Raw genomic sequence first — 16916 nt, forward strand, 5'->3', positions numbered from 1 at the left:
TTTTATGGTAAAATATGTAAAGTTAAATAATGATATGTGCAACAGCGATATAAGAATCAGTCAAACTGCGACTGATTTATTTTTATTCTTTTGTACATTGTATGGATAAAGGAAGAGAAATATGAGCAAAAATGAAAGTTATTTAGTTGCGTTATCACAAAAGCATTCCCATCCATTAGAAAGATTAAGACCTTATGCGATAGATCATGAGGTACCGATTATTCATCCTTTATCATTAGATATGATCAAACAGTTGATACGCATCCATCAGCCAAAGCGTATTTTAGAAATCGGTACTGCTATTGGCTATAGCGCTATGCATTTTGCGTCTGTTGATCCTTCTGTGCATATATGGACGATTGAACGTGATAAAAACATGTATCAACAAGCTGAACAAAACATTGAAGACTTTGGATATCAAACGCAAATTCATATGATTTATGGAGATGCGAGAGAAACATTTGACCAAGTCTCTGATACACAGTTCGATATGATATTTATCGATGCGGCAAAAGCACAAACAAAGAAATTCTTTGAACTGTATACACCCTTGCTTAGAGAAGGCGGTTTAGTCGTTGTTGATAACATTTTATATCATGATTTTGTTGCTGATATTGATGTGGTTCGCAGCAGAAATATTAAACAAATGGTGAAGAAGATTCAAAAGTTCAACGCATGGTTAAATGATAACGAAGCATATCAAACAAACTTTTTAGATATAGAAGACGGTTTAGCAATAGCCGTAAAAGGAGACTCGAAATGACAGAATTACTCGTGACACCTAAATCAGTCGCACATATTGAGACTTTAATTGAAAAAGGTGCTGATGCTTTTGTGATAGGCGAACAAAAGTTCGGTCTACGCTTAGCAGGTGAATTTGATCGTACTGCGATGAGAGAAGCGGTCGATATCATTCATGCACATGGCAAAAAAGCATATGCGGCTGTTAACGGTATTTTTCATAACTATCACTTAAACGCTGTAGAAGATTATATTGATTTCTTACACGAAATCAGAGTAGATCGCATTATCTTCGGTGACCCGGCAGTCGTGATGTATGTTAAAGCACAACAAGACCCGATTGCTTTGAACTGGGACGCTGAAGCATTAGTCACAAACTACTTCCAGTGCAATTACTGGGGTAAACGTGGTGCGAAACGTGCTGTACTTGCGCGCGAATTGAATTTAGAAGAAATCTTGAACATTAAAGCACATGCGGATGTTGAAATTGAAGTACAAGTCCATGGTATGACATGTATGTTCCAATCAAAACGTATGCTGCTCGGCAATTATTATACATTCCAAGACAGACAAATGAAGATAAAACGTAATGAAACAGACAAGGATTTATTGTTATACGATGAAGAACGCGAAAATCAATATCCTGTGTTTGAAGATTATAACGGCACACATATTATGTCACCGAATGATATCTGCTTGATTGAAGAGTTAGAGCCGTTGCTTGAAGCGGGCATCGACAGCTTGAAAATTGATGGTGTATTACATACAGAAGAATATATTAACGTATGTACAGAACAATATAGAGAAGCCATTGATTTATATCATGAAGACCCTGAAGCTTATGAAGATGAAAAATTCATGCTCGTTGATCCGATTGAAGCCATTCAACCAGACCATCGACCATTCGATGAAGGATTCTTATTCAAACATACCGTTTATTAAGGAGGAAAAATCTTGGTTACTCAAGTTAAAGAAGTAAAAACACAACCTAAACGCCAAGTGAAAAAGCCAGAGTTGCTTGCACCTGCAGGTAACTTGGAAAAACTGAAAATTGCTGTACATTATGGGGCAGACGCAGTCTTTTTAGGCGGACAAGAATATGGACTCCGTTCTAATGCTGATAACTTCACAATGGAAGAAATCAAAGAAGGCGTTGAATTCGCATCACAATACGGTGCAAAAATTTATGTCACAACAAATATCATCGCGCATGATGAAAATATGGATGGTTTAAAAGATTATTTAAGAAATCTAGAAGCCACAGGCGCAACAGGAATTATTGTTGCGGACCCATTGATTATTGAAACATGTAAACGTGTCGCACCTAAACTTGAAATTCATTTATCAACACAACAATCACTAAGTAACTATAAAGCAGTAGAGTATTGGAAAGAAGAAGGTTTAGATCGTGTTGTACTTGCACGTGAAACAGGCGCAATGGAAATGAAAGAGATGAAAGAAAAAGTAGATATCGAAATCGAAGCTTTTATCCATGGCGCAATGTGTATCGCATATTCCGGTCGCTGTACTTTAAGTAATCATATGACAGCACGTGACTCTAACCGCGGCGGATGCTGCCAAAGCTGTCGTTGGGATTATGACTTATTAGAAGTCGATGAAGATGGCGACTTAGACTTGTTTTATAAAGAAGAAGAAGTCGTTCCATTTGCGATGAGTCCTAAAGACTTGAAGTTAATCGAATCTATTCCAAACATGATGGATATCGGTATTGATTCACTTAAAATTGAAGGACGTATGAAATCAATTCACTATATTGCGACTGTTGTTTCTGTCTATCGTAAAGTGATTGATGCGTATGCAGCAGACCCTGACAACTTTAAAATTAAACCAGAGTGGTTAATAGAATTAGATAAATGTGCTAACAGAGACACTGCTTCTTCATTCTTTGAAGGCACACCAGGTTACCAACAACAAATGTTCGGTAATGAATCTAATAAGAAAACACCATATGATTTCTGCGGTTTAGTGTTAGACTATGACAAAGAAACAAAAATGGCGACAATTCAGCAGCGTAATCACTTTAAACCTGGACAAGAAATTGAATTCTTCGGTCCTGAAATCGATAACTTTACACAAGTCGTCGAAGCGATTTATGACGAAGAAGGCAATGCATTAGATGCTGCACGTCACCCACTTCAAATTGTTCAATTTAAAGTGGATCATGATATTTATCCAAACAACATGATGCGAAAGGAAATAGGATAATGAAAGCCACTACCATTATAGGCATTGCAGGCGGTTCTGGATCAGGTAAAACATCAGTCACAAACGAAATTCTGCATAATTTAGAAGGTCATAGTGTTGCATTAATTGCACAAGACTACTATTATAAAGACCAATCACATTTAACATTTGAAGAACGCTTACAAACGAATTATGACCATCCGTTTGCGTTCGATAATGATTTATTGATTCAAAATCTAATCGATTTACGCAATGGTATACCTGTAGAGGTACCGACGTATGATTATGTCAATCATACGAGAAGCCCTGAAACCATTGCATTTCAACCGAAAGATGTTATTATCGTAGAAGGAATATTTGCACTAGAAAACAAAACATTACGTGATTTAATGGATGTTAAGATTTATGTCGATACCGATGCAGATTTACGTATCTTAAGACGCTTGATGCGTGATACGAAAGAGCGAGGTCGCTCTATGGAATCTGTCATTGATCAATATATGTCTGTCGTACGTCCGATGCATAATCAATTCATCGAACCGACTAAACGTTATGCGGATATTATTATCCCTGAAGGCGGCAGCAATAAAGTTGCTATCGATATAATGACGACAAAAATCCAATCATTAATACAAAATCAACAGTAACACTTGAGTAAAGGAAGATGAAAATATGGAAAACCAAAAACAATATCCAATGACCCAAGAAGGTTTTGAAAAGCTAGAACAAGAACTTGAAGAATTAAAAACTGTCAAACGACCTGAAGTCGTAGAAAAAATCAAAGTTGCACGTTCTTTCGGGGACTTATCTGAGAACTCTGAGTATGATGCAGCGAAAGATGAACAAGGTTTCATTGAACAAGATATCCAACGTATTGAACACATGATTCGCAATGCATTGATTATTGAAGATACAGGCGATAACAATGTGGTACAAATCGGGAAAACTGTGACATTTGTTGAACTGCCTGATGGCGATGAAGAAGTGTATCAAATTGTTGGGTCTGCAGAAGCAGATGCATTCAATGGCAAAATTTCAAACGAATCACCGATTGCCAAAAGTTTAATCGGTAAACATCTAGAAGACGAAGTTCGTGTACCACTTCCAAACGGTGCAGAAATGAAAGTGAAAATTACTAATATTCAATCACAATAATCATTTATCACAAAGGCTGATATCGCTTTATGATAAATAGATAACAAAGGGTTGGTGATACTTTTGTTTGAAGCTTGCTTCAAATGGACAAAAGTAAAGCGCCAACCTTTTTTATGTGATGATCTTGGTGAACATGGTCTTTGGTCGTTGCACTAGACAAATTATGATAAAATATCACTGATAGTTCATTTGAAAGGGGAAATGGCAATGATAGGAATCATTGGCGCAATGGAAGAAGAAATAATGATATTAAAAGAACATATTGAGGATTTAGAAGAAGTTACCATTGCTCATGTAAAATTTTATAAAGGTAAAATTAATGATAAAGCAGTCGTCTTGACGTTAAGCGGTATCGGTAAAGTTAACGCAAGTATCTCCACTGCTTTACTTATTCAACAATTCTCCCCAGAGGCAATTTTGAATACAGGTTCTGCAGGGGCGCTAGATTACTCGTTGAATGTGGGTGATGTCTTAATTGGGACAGAAGCGATGTATCATGATGCGGATGCGACGGCATTCGGTTATGAATTGGGACAAATTCCGAATATGCCGATTGCGTATGAAGCGGATGATAACTTAGCAGAATTAGCACAAGCTGTTATTGAGAAACAAAACTTAACAGGTCGCTTAGGTATGATTGTCAGCGGCGACAGTTTTATCGGTGAAGTTAAACAACGTGAATACATTAAAGAACATTTCCCTAAAGCTATGGCTGTAGAGATGGAATCTGCAGCAATTGCACAAACATGTTATCAATTTAACACACCGTTTATTATTACAAGAGCAGTATCAGATTTAGCGAATGGCGAAGCAAATATTACGTTTGATGAATTCATTGGAGAAGCAGCGAAAACATCAAGTGAAACTGTACTCCAAATGTTAAAATCATTATAAAGATAAGGTGGATTAATGTAATGGGAATTTTAAGTAGGAATTTTATGCCGAATGCTTATGTTAAATCAATCCATGAAATAGACTTTGATCAGTTAGCAGAAAATGGAATCAAAGGCGTTATTACGGATTTGGACAATACATTAGTAGGTTGGGACGAAGCTGATCCGACACCGGCAGTCATTCATTGGTTTAATATGTTGAATGAAAAAGGTATCAAAGTGACAGTGGTTTCAAATAACCATCAAGGCAGAGTATCTAGTTTCTGCCAACCACTCAAAGTCAACTATATCTTTGAAGCTAAAAAACCGATGGGAAAAGCCTTTAAACATGCATCAGAACGTATGGGATTAAAACCTGAAGAGACTGTTGTTATTGGCGATCAAATGATGACAGATGTCTTTGGCGGTAATAGACGTGGCATGTATACTGTTATGGTTGTTCCTGTAAAAAAAACTGATGGATTTATCACGAAATTCAATCGAATTATTGAAAGACGTTTATTACACAGATACAAAAGAAAAGGCTATATTAAATGGGAGGAAAATTGATTGACAGAAACGAAATGTATTGGATGCGGTGCGACTTTACAAGCCGATGATCCAAAGAAACCAGGTTATGTGCCAGCGCACAATCTGCATAAAGAAGATGTGATATGTCAACGCTGTTTCAGATTAAAAAATTATAATGAGATTCAAGATGTGGGTATGGATAGCCAAGATTTCTTGGACTTATTAAATCATCTTGCAGATAAAAAAGGACTTGTAGTCAATGTTGTAGATATCTTTGATTTTGAAGGTTCCTTCATAAATGCTTTAAAGCGTATTGTAGGGAATAAAAAAGTGATTCTTGCAGCGAATAAAATTGATTTATTACCTAAACAAATTAATAAACGCCGTGTTAAAGATTGGTTGAAAAAATCCGCGCGAAAATATGGGTTGGAAGCGGAAGATGTTGTTTTAATTTCTGCAGAAAAAGGATACGGGATTCAAGATTTATTAGAAGCTATCCAACAACACCGAAAACAAGAAGATGTTTATATCGTAGGCACAACCAACGTTGGAAAATCTACATTAATCAATAAACTGATTGAACAAAGTGTTGGTGAAAAGAATGTAGTAACAACTTCACGATTCCCAGGAACAACTTTAGATTTAATAGATATTCCATTAGACGATCATTCATTTATGTACGATACACCTGGTGTCATACAAGATCATCAAATGACACATTATGTTTCTGAAAAAGAACTTAAACAAATTATGCCTAATAAAGAAGTAAAACAACGTGTTTATCAATTAAACGAAGAACAAACACTCTTCTTTGGAGGATTAGCAAGAATCGATTACGTTTCTGGAGGTAAACGCCCACTGGTTTGTTATTTTTCTAATAATTTGCCGATTCATCGGACTAAAACTGAAAAAGCCAATGAGTTATGGCGTACTCAGCTCGGTAAATTATTAGCACCACCAAGTAATAAAGATGATTTTAATTTAGACGAAATGAAAGCAGTACGCTTGGAAACGGGTAAAGAGAAGAGAGACGTAATGATTGCAGGGTTAGGTTTTATAACAATTGGACCTGGAGCAAAAGTTATTGTCAGAGTTCCGAAATCAGTTGATGTTGTATTGAGAAATTCAATCATGTAGCAGGTGATAGTTATGAAATTTGCAGTAATCGGTCATCCTATAGACCACTCGTTATCTCCAATTATGCACGACGCAAACTTTAAAGCGTTAAAGCGAGATGACACTTATGAAGCATTAAACATTCCACCAAAACATTTTCATTTAATTAAAGAAATTATAAATGAAAAACAATTGGATGGTTTTAATATTACTATTCCGCATAAGGAAAACATTATACCTTACCTTGATGAAATAGATTCACATGCCGAAACAATTGGCGCTATTAATACAGTGAAGATTGAAAATGGTCGTTGGTTAGGTTATAACACTGATGGCATTGGTTATGTTAAAGGGTTGCAAGAAGTATATCCAAAACTAGAAAATGCAAAAATATTGCTAATAGGAGCAGGTGGCGCTAGTAAAGGTTTAGCAGCCGCATTGAATGAGATTGTTACAACACCTTTAGCTGTTGCGAATCGTACAATGAGCAGATTCGATACTTGGGATTTATCTGTAGAACAATTAACGCTAAGTGATGCTGAGAAAATGTTGGATCGTTTTGATATTGTCATAAATACTACACCTGCTGGAATGAATAAAAATAAAGATGTAGTGATATCATTAGACAACCTAGCACCTCACACACTTGTTAGTGATATCGTCTATATTCCATCCAAAACGCCGATATTAGCACTCGCTGAAGAAAAAGGTAATCCTATATATAATGGCTTGGATATGTTTGTTAATCAGGGTGCTGAAAGTTTTAAAATTTGGACAGGTCAAACAGCTGATACTGAGGCGATGAAAACGGCAGTAATCGAACAATTAAAAAGGAGAAATTAAATGCTTACAGGAAAACAAAAGAGATTTTTAAGAAGTAAAGCGCATCATGTGAACCCTACTTTTCAAATTGGAAAAGCTGGTTTAAATGAAAATATGATTGAGCAACTAGATGAAATTTTAGAAAATAGAGAGTTAATAAAAATTCATATCTTACAAAATAATATGGATGATAAAAGTGAACTTGCACGAGCTGTAAGTGAAGCAACAAATAGTGAATTGGTACAAGTAATTGGGTCTATGATTGTTCTATATAAAGAATCAAAAGAAAATAAGCAAATTGAATTACCTTAATTAATGACGCAATCAATAGTATTATACGGGGGCCAATTCAATCCAATTCATACAGCACATTTAGCTGTAGCAAGTGAAGTGTATCATCAATTAAAACCAGATCGTTTTTTATTTTTACCGAGTTACATGTCACCACTTAAAAGCCATAATTCTGAATTAAACACAACACATCGTCTAAAGATGTTAGAGATCGCTACAGAAGAATTAGGATTTGGTGAGGTATGCTTGGATGAAATTGAACGACAAGGTCAAAGTTATACTTACGACACACTAAATGCAATTAAATCTGAACATCCTGATTCAAGACTTTTCTTTATTATCGGCACAGACCAATACGAACAATTAGAACGTTGGTATCGTATTGATGAACTTAAACAAATTGTTACATTTGTTGTTGTCAATCGAGGAAAAGAAGTACAGGAAGTATCAGAAGACATGATAGCTGTAAGGATACCTAGAATTGATATCAGTTCATCATTGATTCGTCACCGTGTACAATCAGGTGAATCAATACAAATTCTAGTTCCTAAACAGGTTGAATCATATATCAGAAGGGAGCGATTATATGAAAATTGAAGAAGCTATCAAACTAGTTGAAGAAAAACTGCCAAAGAAAAGATATAAACATTCATTAAGAGTAGCTGAGACAGCAAAACATTTAGCTGAAATCCATAAAGGGGACGTGGAAAAAGCTGAACTTGCTGGTGTTTTACATGACTTTTCAAAATATGATGATTTAGGATATATGTATCAAATTGTAGGTCAGCATAATTTAGACCCAGATTTATTAAGTTATGGTTCAGAAATTTTACATGGCCCAGTCTGTGCAGTTATTATGAAAGAGAAGTATGGTATTACTGATGAAGAAGTATTAGCTGCTATTCACTATCATACGACTGGTCGTGCACAAATGACAAAAACAGAAAAATTGGTTTTTATTGCGGACTATATTGAACCAAAAAGAGAAATACCAGGCGTTGAAGAAATTAGAGGAATGGCAGAACAACCAGGCAACTTAGATCAAACAATTTATGAAATCTCTAAAAGAACAGTGCTATTTTTAATTGGTAAAGATATCAGTGTGTACAAAGCGACGATTGATTGTTTAAACTACTATAATTTCAGTGATGAAAGAATAAAGGATGATTAAATGCAAGTAGAACAAATTTTAGATATAGCGATTAAAGCAGTTGAAAGTAAAAAAGCAGAAGAAGTTATTTCACTTAATTTAGAAGGTATTCATGATATGGCAGACTACTTTGTTATTTGTCATGGTAATAATGAACGTCAAGTACAAGCAATCGGTAGAGCGGTAAAAGAAGCTGCAGATAAAGAAGGTATTAATGTTTCAGTGTTTGAAGGTTTAAACGAAGCAAGATGGATTTTATTAGATTTATCTGGTGTTATCGTACACATCTTCCATAAAGATGAACGCGGCTATTATAACATTGAAAAACTTTATAGAGATGCACCGATGAAAACATATGAGGAAGCTTATTAAATGAGCCAGTATGAAGGCTTTAGCCAATATTATGATGAGCTTACACAAGATCAACCATACAATCAATGGCTAGAAATTATACGACAAGCAACTTCTAAGCGAACTAGTATATTGGATATTGGTTGTGGTACTGGTAGTTTGACGACGTTATTAACTGATTTTAAAAGTGTAACAGGAATGGATTTAAGTAGTGATATGCTCGCAGTTGCTTCCCAAAAGTCTGATTCAGTTAGATGGATTGAGGGTGACATGACAGATTTTGAATTAGGTCAAAATTTTGATGTCATTACTATATTGTGTGATTCATTAAATTATATTACTGATCAACATGATGTTATTGAAACATTTAAGCATGTATATCGCCATTTAAATACTGATGGAACATTTATCTTTGATGTCCACTCAAAGTTTAAAATGAATACGCTATTTGCAAATCAAACATATATTGATGAAACTGAACATATCTTTTTAGCATGGGAAGCAATTCAAGGTGATTTACCTGACAGTGTATGGCATTATATGACTTTCTTTGAACAACAAGACGATGGAAGTTATCGACGTTTTGATGAAGAGCATTTTCAAAAAACATTCAGCGAACAAGCATATATTGAAATGCTTAATGAAGTTGGTTTTAGCCACATTCATACATTTTATGACTTTGATATTGAAAATCATGATGAACAAAGCGATCGCTTATTCTTCATAGTTAAAAAATAAAAGAAGAAAAATCACTCCTTTAAACGTTTAAAAGATAAAGGAGTGAATTTTTTATGTTAGAACAGTTAAAACACTACTATAACCAATATAAGCATTTCTCATGGTTATTGGTTATTGCAGTTATTGTGCTTGCTTTTATTTTAATGAAACTACACTCTGATAGTAGTAACCAAGAAATAGAATCAACTGCTCAAAATGTGAGCAACTCTCATTTAGATAATGACAAACAAAATTTTTCAAAAAAGAAAGAATCAAACAAAGAGGCCGACACAGAAACTGAAGCAAATAGAAAAACTAAAGCAGTAGTGGTAGATGTTAAGGGGGCTGTTGAACACCCTGATATTTATGAAATGAAAGATAATCAACGTATAAAAGATGTGTTAAATAAAGCAAAGCTAACGAGCAAGGCTGATTTAACAACTATCAATCTTTCGGAGAAATTAACTGACCAAAAAATGATTTTCATACCAGAAAAAGGTCAAAATCTAACAACAAGTAGTAGCATTAGCACCTCTGGTACACAAAGCACTAATAAATCACCACAAGCGAAAGTTAACCTTAACAGTGCCAAAGAAAATGAATTAACTACTGTGAATGGCTTAGGACCTTCAAAAGCAAAGGCGATCATTGAATTTAGAGAAACAAAAGGACCTTTTAATAGTGTGGATCAATTGAAAAATGTTAAAGGCATCGGAGAAAAATCGTTCGAGAAGTTAAAAGAATATTTTACAGTTTAACAATATTGATTTATTACTGTGAAGATTTGTAATAAAATAGTATTGTTATAAGACAAAGGAGGTTCAAAGTGTGGAAAGAATTAAATGGGAAGAATACTTTATGGCTCAAAGCCATTTGTTATCTCTTCGCTCAACATGTACAAGATTATCTGTAGGGGCTACTATAGTGAAAGATAATAGAATCATAGCTGGTGGCTATAATGGTTCAGTTGCAGGTGAAGTACATTGTATTGACGAAGGTTGTTTAATGGAAGATGGACATTGTATAAGAACAATACATGCAGAAATGAACGCGATTCTTCAGTGTGCAAAACAGGGTGTTTCAACTGAAGGAGCAACGATATATGTCACACATTTCCCATGTTTGAACTGTACGAAATCTATTATTCAAGCAGGTATTAAGAAAATCTACTATGCTAAAGATTACCATAACCATGATTATGCTCTAAAATTACTGAAACAATCAGGGATTGAATATAAAAAAATACCATTTGATGCCGATCAAGTTGCAGAATTCTTAACGAAGAAGTGATTCATATTTGATATATATCGCACTTGCATTTTTAGAAGGCATCTTATTGATATATAATAAGCCGCTTGCATACATTCTTGCCGGCTTATTATTTTTAATGTTATACAAAAGAAAGCTACCAATATTATCAACCATATTGATATTATGTCAACCTATAATAAGTTATAAAATTTTTTCTAGCCATATAAAGTCTAATATTCAAGAATTAAGGTGGTTTAAGATTCATAGTCATTTGAATAATCGCATTGAAATTACTCAATTAAAGGTTAAAAACGAAAAATATGTAGAAGGGATAGCAAAATTACAAAATCATTCAGTCAAACTTTTTTATTTTCCAAAGCAAAAAAGTCATTTAATTGAATTGAAAAAGTTACCCTCAAACTTAAATTGTATTGTAGAAGGGCAGCTAAAAGTTGATTCGGATTTTAACGACACGATTTCACTTATGGTAAATAAATTTAATACGAAATCGTGCACTGCTATCGAGTCTAATTCCGTTCATTCAATAATTGAAAAACACAAGGCTTTTTCATTAACTCGCTTAAAATTAAATTCTCCATACTGGCAAAATACTTATGCAATGATTACAGGGGATGTCAGTTATATTGATAAAGGTGCAATTGAACTTGATAAAGAAATCGGCATTTATCATCTATTGGCCGTAAGTAGTTCACATGTCGTTGTAATAGCATCCATATTTTACTTTGTATTTAATCGTTTCTCTATTCCTCTTTTTATTACAAAGACTTTTATTATCTTCGTATTGTTTTTATTTGCTTATTATACTAATTTTGCACCGAGCGCTTTAAGAGCAATACTTTGTATGTCCTTAGTCATGATTATTCCAAAAAGATTCTATCAATCATTATTAGACATACTAGCAACAGTCTTCCTTTTTTTATGTGTTACCAATCCTGATATCGTTTTTGATATTGGATTTCAATTCTCATTCTTAATCACTTTTTTCATTATGTTATGCGCTCCAATTTTAAAAACATTAACAACTATACAATCTATGTATGCAATGACATTCATAGCACAAATCGGATCATTTTTAGTGAGTGCGTTTCATTTTAATCAGATTCAATGGATTGGTTTTGTTGCTAACTTCATCTTTATACCATTTTATTCATTCATTCTATTTCCCATTGCTATCTTCACTTTTTTCTATTATCAATTTTTTGGTTCAAATCTGTTATTAAATCAAATAATCTCGTTTAGTTATTGGTTACATGACACGCTCTTAATTCCGATTTTCAAGCATTTAACATGCTATAGATGGTTTATAGGGGAAATGAACAGCTTACTTTTAGCTGGTACCCTTATTTGGCTCGTATTGATGCTTACGTTAACTACAAATGGCAAAATAAAAAAATCTACTGTTATTTTTATACTTGGAAGTATCATTATTACTTATTCAGCATCATTACCACATTTAAGATTTACAGCACTTAATGTTGGACAAGGAGATTCTTTTTTATTTGAAACAGGAGCTAGACAACGCATATTAATAGACACAGGAGGTAAGGCACAAAACGAAAATGAGCTCTTTGATTTTAGTACCAAGAATGCAAATGCTTCTCATTCTATCAGCAAGTTTCATGTGCTTCCAACCCTCCGTAAAAGGGGTATTTCTTCGTTAGATTATGTCATTATTACACATCCACATGCTGATCATATCGGTGAATTAGATTATATAATTAGCCATGTTCACATTAAACGCTTAATCATTAATTTTAAAAGTTATCCCACTCACACATTAATGCAATTGAAAGACTTGTGTCATAAATATAAAACCACTCTATTAGATGTTAATAGTATTTCTTCGATTAAACTAGGAGATAATAAAATAAAATTTTATAATACGGCAATCACTCAAAGTAAGGATTTAAACGATCATTCAATAATAGCTTTGATACAAACTAAGACCTATAACATATTAACAACTGGAGACGCGACAATAAAAAATGAACAGAAGTTGCTATCGAATTATAAACTTCCGAAAATAGATATATTGAAAGTAGGACATCATGGCAGTAAAACAAGTAATAGTGAAGTATATTTAAATACTATTCATCCTACTTATAGTATTATATCGAGCGGTCAAAACAACGTATATAAATTACCTAATAAATCTGTAGTAGATAGATTAAAAAAAGTAGGTACTAAGTTATACAATACGCAAAACAATGGGGAAGTGACTTTCAAATTAAATAAGGAAATTGAGGTGGAAACTGAAAAATAATTATAAATGGTCTGACTATCGGACAAATGATATAATACTTAAGTATGCTAATTTTGAGAGGTGCAAGTTGTGGAAAATAATATTATTGCTATTTATGGTGAAGTTCCAGAGCTTATAGAAAAGAAAACGCAAGAACTTACGCAACAGTATTTGCAAGGTGAAAAAGATGAATTCAATTATGCAAGTTTTAATTTAAATGAAACTGAAATCAGTGTATGTATTGAAGAAGCTTTAACTTTACCGTTCTTCTCTGACTTGAAGGCTGTTATTGTGAAAAACGCTTATATCTTTACAGGTGATAGAGGTAATAAAGATTTAAATCATAATATAGAGCAACTGCAGGAATTTATTGAAAAATATGATGGTCCTTCATTGGTTATATTTGAAGTTTATAATCCTAAGCTAGACGAGCGTAAAAAGCTTGTTAAAAGCTTAAAAAAATATACAAAACTGGTTAAAATCGAGCAAATGTCTGAAGATGAGCTTAAAAATTGGATTAAGCATACCTTAAATGAACAATATAAGGATATTAATCAAGATGCTTTGAACTTATTTATTGATTTAACAGGTATAAATTTTAACTTAGTTAAACAAGAGTTAGAAAAAATTATCTTATATTTAGGAGATCGTCCAACTATAACTAAACAAGATGTTGAGACAATTGTAAATAGAAGCCTAGAGCAGAACGTTTTCTTATTAACAGATTATATTCAACAAGGAAAAAAAACTGAAGCAGTGCATTTAGTGAATGATTTAATTACTCTAAAAGAAGAACCAATTAAGTTGTTGGCTTTGATTGCTAGTAATTTCAGGTTATATTATCAATGCAAAATTCTAGCTAAAAAAGGTTATTCACAAGCTCAAATCGCTAAAACTGTCAGTGTCCACCCATTTAGAGTGAAATTAGCATTGAGAGCATCTAGACAGTATGATTTGAAGCACTTGATGAATATTATGAATGCATGTGCTGAAACTGATTATAAATTAAAATCTTCGTATATGGACAAACAGCTTATATTAGAACTCTTTATTTTATCCATATAAAAAAAGTTCAAGCAGATGCTTGAACTTTTTCATTATTTAGCTGCAACCATTAATTTTGATTTAATGCGGTCAGCTTTATTTGAGTGAATTAAGTTAGCTTGAGAAGCTTTGTCGACTTTTTTCACAGCGATACGTACTAATTCATTTTTGTTTTCAGCGTTTTCAGCGATAGCTGTTTTCGCACGTTTAACTGCAGTACGCATAGCATTTTTTTGAGAAATGTTTTGTGCTTCAGCTTTGTTAGTTGTTTTAACACGTTTAATAGCAGATTTAATATTTGGCATTGAATGTCACCTCCTAAAAGTGATCTATGATCATCAAATAAATATTTGATTACAACAAGAAACATTTTATCAAATGTACTATTAAACTGCAATCATTTATTTTCAATGAGGCTTTTAACAAGCGATGATTTACAGTAAAATAGAGTCTGTCAGTAAAATGTACATGAAATTGCCATTAGTTGCAATTATGGGGCAAACACGTTATTATATCAAAGAATATCATACATAATGCTCTATTTGAATATTATGAAAGTGAGTAGATAGAATGAATAATGAAGAACGGTTAAACCGACAAGAAAATATTAGAAACTTTTCTATCATTGCCCATATTGACCATGGAAAGTCAACGTTGGCTGATAGAATTTTAGAAAACACTAAAAGTGTTGAAACACGAGAAATGCAGTCACAATTATTAGATTCAATGGATTTAGAAAGAGAACGCGGTATCACTATTAAGTTGAATGCGGTTAGATTAAAATACGAAGCTAAAGATGGTAAGAATTATATTTTCCACTTAATTGATACACCAGGGCATGTCGATTTTACTTATGAAGTTTCTCGTTCTTTAGCAGCATGTGAAGGGGCTATTTTAGTTGTAGATGCTGCACAAGGTATCGAAGCACAAACACTGGCAAACGTATACCTTGCACTTGATAATGACTTAGAATTACTTCCTGTAGTGAATAAGATTGATTTACCAGCTGCAGATCCTGAACGTGTTAAACAAGAAATTGAAGATGTTATTGGTTTAGATCAAGATGATGTAGTTTTAGCAAGTGCTAAATCTAATATTGGTATTGAAGAAATATTAGAAAAAATCGTTGAAGTCGTACCACCACCAGAAGGGGATCCTTCTGAACCATTAAAAGCATTAATTTTCGACTCTGAATATGATGCTTATAGAGGTGTTATTTCTTCAATTCGAATTATGGATGGCGTAGTTAAAGCAGGGGACAAAATCAAAATGATGGCGACTGGTAAAGAATTCGAGGTAACCGAAGTTGGTATTAACACACCTAAACAACTTCCAGTCGAAGAACTAACTGTTGGAGATGTTGGCTACATCATCGCAAGCATCAAAAATGTGGATGATTCACGTGTAGGGGATACTATCACGCATGCAGAACGCCCAGCAGCACAACCATTAAAAGGTTATAAAAAAATGAATCCAATGGTGTTCTGTGGTTTATTCCCAATTGATAATAAAAAATATAATGATTTAAGAGAAGCCTTAGAAAAATTACAGCTGAATGATTCATCACTAGAATTCGAACCTGAGACTTCTCAAGCTTTAGGCTTTGGTTTCCGTACAGGATTCTTAGGCATGCTGCATATGGAAATTATTCAGGAACGTATCGAACGAGAATTTGGAATCGAATTAATAGCGACAGCTCCATCTGTAATTTATGAATGTATTCTAAAAAATGGAGAGAAAAAAATCGTTGATAATCCAGCACAAATGCCTGAGAGAGATCAAATTGATGAAATTTATGAGCCTTACGTTAGAGCAACAATGATGGTGCCGAATGATTATGTAGGTGCTGTTATGGAATTATGCCAACGTAAGCGTGGACAATTTATCAATATGGACTATTTAGATGATATTCGTGTCAATATTATTTATGAAATTCCACTTTCAGAAGTAGTATTTGATTTCTTCGACCAACTTAAATCAAATACAAAAGGCTATGCTTCATTTGATTATGAACTTATCGGCTATAAAGAAAGTGATTTAGTTAAAATGGATATCTTATTAAACGGCGAAAAAGTAGATGCTTTAAGTTTTATTGTTCATAAAGAATTTGCATATGAACGCGGTAAAGCGCTTGTTGAAAGGTTAAAAACGTTAATCCCTAGACAACAATTCGAAGTACCCGTACAAGCTGCAGTTGGCCATAAAATCATTGCCCGTACAAATATTAAATCAATGGGTAAAAATGTACTTGCGAAATGTTATGGTGGGGATATCAGCCGTAAACGTAAATTATTAGAAAAGCAAAAAGCAGGTAAAGCAAAAATGAAAGCAGTAGGTAATGTTGAAATACCTCAAGACGCTTTCTTAGCAGTATTAAAAATGGATGAAGATTAATAATAAGGTTGGG

20 protein-coding genes are annotated in these 16916 nt (G+C 33.7%); 19 read left to right on the top strand and 1 reads right to left on the bottom strand.

Annotated elements, in window-relative coordinates:
* The first annotated feature begins 121 nt into the window (after nucleotides 1–121).
* The 18 genes from HMPREF3031_RS03315 (at nucleotide 122) to holA (ending at nucleotide 14530) form a co-directional block, all read left to right on the top strand.
* Nucleotides 122–763, top strand: a complete 642-nt coding sequence (locus HMPREF3031_RS03315) for an O-methyltransferase (protein ID WP_002481099.1) — start codon at nucleotides 122–124, stop codon at nucleotides 761–763.
* Nucleotides 760–1683 carry a peptidase U32 family protein gene (locus HMPREF3031_RS03320; RefSeq protein ID WP_002481098.1) on the top strand — a complete coding sequence of 308 codons (924 nt, stop codon included), beginning with the start codon at nucleotides 760–762 and terminating at the stop codon, nucleotides 1681–1683. Before HMPREF3031_RS03315 ends, HMPREF3031_RS03320 begins: the two co-directional genes overlap by 4 nt.
* Nucleotides 1684–1695: 12 nt before the next feature.
* Complete coding sequence (locus HMPREF3031_RS03325) at nucleotides 1696–2967, top strand: peptidase U32 family protein (protein WP_070683969.1); 1272 nt, start codon at nucleotides 1696–1698, stop codon at nucleotides 2965–2967.
* Nucleotides 2967–3593 carry a uridine kinase gene (udk, locus tag HMPREF3031_RS03330; RefSeq protein ID WP_002481096.1) on the top strand — a complete coding sequence of 209 codons (627 nt, stop codon included), beginning with the start codon at nucleotides 2967–2969 and terminating at the stop codon, nucleotides 3591–3593. Before HMPREF3031_RS03325 ends, udk begins: the two co-directional genes overlap by 1 nt.
* 25 nt (nucleotides 3594–3618) lie before the next feature.
* Nucleotides 3619–4101, top strand: coding sequence for a transcription elongation factor GreA (greA, locus tag HMPREF3031_RS03335; RefSeq protein WP_002481095.1), 483 nt, complete (start codon nucleotides 3619–3621; stop codon nucleotides 4099–4101).
* A 207-nt stretch (nucleotides 4102–4308) separates the two neighbouring features.
* On the top strand, nucleotides 4309–4995 hold the full coding sequence (locus HMPREF3031_RS03340; protein WP_037556408.1) for a 5'-methylthioadenosine/adenosylhomocysteine nucleosidase: 687 nt from the start codon (nucleotides 4309–4311) through the stop codon (nucleotides 4993–4995).
* A 20-nt stretch (nucleotides 4996–5015) separates the two neighbouring features.
* Nucleotides 5016–5543 carry a YqeG family HAD IIIA-type phosphatase gene (locus HMPREF3031_RS03345; protein ID WP_002481093.1) on the top strand — a complete coding sequence of 176 codons (528 nt, stop codon included), beginning with the start codon at nucleotides 5016–5018 and terminating at the stop codon, nucleotides 5541–5543.
* A complete protein-coding gene (yqeH, locus tag HMPREF3031_RS03350; protein ID WP_002481092.1) occupies nucleotides 5544–6641 on the top strand; it encodes a ribosome biogenesis GTPase YqeH in 1098 nt (365 codons plus the stop codon).
* A 12-nt stretch (nucleotides 6642–6653) separates the two neighbouring features.
* The gene (gene aroE / locus HMPREF3031_RS03355) at nucleotides 6654–7463 is read left to right on the top strand and encodes a shikimate dehydrogenase (protein ID WP_002481091.1); all 810 of its coding nucleotides are present in this window, start codon (nucleotides 6654–6656) and stop codon (nucleotides 7461–7463) included.
* Entirely contained in the window at nucleotides 7464–7754 is a 291-nt protein-coding gene (gene yhbY / locus HMPREF3031_RS03360) for a ribosome assembly RNA-binding protein YhbY (protein WP_002481090.1), read from the top strand.
* Between the two features lie 3 nt (nucleotides 7755–7757).
* Nucleotides 7758–8330 carry a nicotinate-nucleotide adenylyltransferase gene (locus HMPREF3031_RS03365; protein ID WP_002481089.1) on the top strand — a complete coding sequence of 191 codons (573 nt, stop codon included), beginning with the start codon at nucleotides 7758–7760 and terminating at the stop codon, nucleotides 8328–8330.
* Nucleotides 8320–8904: a bis(5'-nucleosyl)-tetraphosphatase (symmetrical) YqeK gene (gene yqeK / locus HMPREF3031_RS03370; protein WP_002481088.1), complete on the top strand. Its 585-nt coding sequence runs from the start codon at nucleotides 8320–8322 to the stop codon at nucleotides 8902–8904. The genes HMPREF3031_RS03365 and yqeK overlap by 11 nt, the downstream gene beginning before the upstream one ends.
* Nucleotides 8905–9255: a ribosome silencing factor gene (rsfS, locus tag HMPREF3031_RS03375; RefSeq protein ID WP_002481087.1), complete on the top strand. Its 351-nt coding sequence runs from the start codon at nucleotides 8905–8907 to the stop codon at nucleotides 9253–9255.
* Nucleotides 9256–9972, top strand: coding sequence for a class I SAM-dependent DNA methyltransferase (locus tag HMPREF3031_RS03380; protein ID WP_002481086.1), 717 nt, complete (start codon nucleotides 9256–9258; stop codon nucleotides 9970–9972).
* 53 nt (nucleotides 9973–10025) lie between these two features.
* Nucleotides 10026–10709: a ComEA family DNA-binding protein gene (locus tag HMPREF3031_RS03385; RefSeq protein ID WP_002481085.1), complete on the top strand. Its 684-nt coding sequence runs from the start codon at nucleotides 10026–10028 to the stop codon at nucleotides 10707–10709.
* Between the two features lie 70 nt (nucleotides 10710–10779).
* On the top strand, nucleotides 10780–11241 hold the full coding sequence (locus HMPREF3031_RS03390) for a ComE operon protein 2 (protein WP_002481084.1): 462 nt from the start codon (nucleotides 10780–10782) through the stop codon (nucleotides 11239–11241).
* Between the two features lie 7 nt (nucleotides 11242–11248).
* On the top strand, nucleotides 11249–13486 hold the full coding sequence (locus HMPREF3031_RS03395; protein WP_070724603.1) for a DNA internalization-related competence protein ComEC/Rec2: 2238 nt from the start codon (nucleotides 11249–11251) through the stop codon (nucleotides 13484–13486).
* Between the two features lie 69 nt (nucleotides 13487–13555).
* Nucleotides 13556–14530, top strand: coding sequence for a DNA polymerase III subunit delta (gene holA / locus HMPREF3031_RS03400; RefSeq protein ID WP_002481082.1), 975 nt, complete (start codon nucleotides 13556–13558; stop codon nucleotides 14528–14530).
* Nucleotides 14531–14562: 32 nt separating this feature from the next.
* Here the strand turns inward: holA and rpsT are convergent, their stop codons facing one another.
* Nucleotides 14563–14814, bottom strand: a complete 252-nt coding sequence (rpsT, locus tag HMPREF3031_RS03405; protein ID WP_002481081.1) for a 30S ribosomal protein S20 — start codon at nucleotides 14812–14814, stop codon at nucleotides 14563–14565.
* A gap of 265 nt (nucleotides 14815–15079) precedes the next feature.
* Between rpsT and lepA the strand changes: the two genes are divergently transcribed.
* On the top strand, nucleotides 15080–16903 hold the full coding sequence (lepA, locus tag HMPREF3031_RS03410; protein WP_002481079.1) for a translation elongation factor 4: 1824 nt from the start codon (nucleotides 15080–15082) through the stop codon (nucleotides 16901–16903).
* Nucleotides 16904–16916: the final 13 nt, after the last annotated feature.

Origin of the sequence: Staphylococcus sp. HMSC072B07 (genome assembly GCF_001815505.1) — a bacterium.
GTDB lineage: Bacteria > Bacillota > Bacilli > Staphylococcales > Staphylococcaceae > Staphylococcus > Staphylococcus simulans.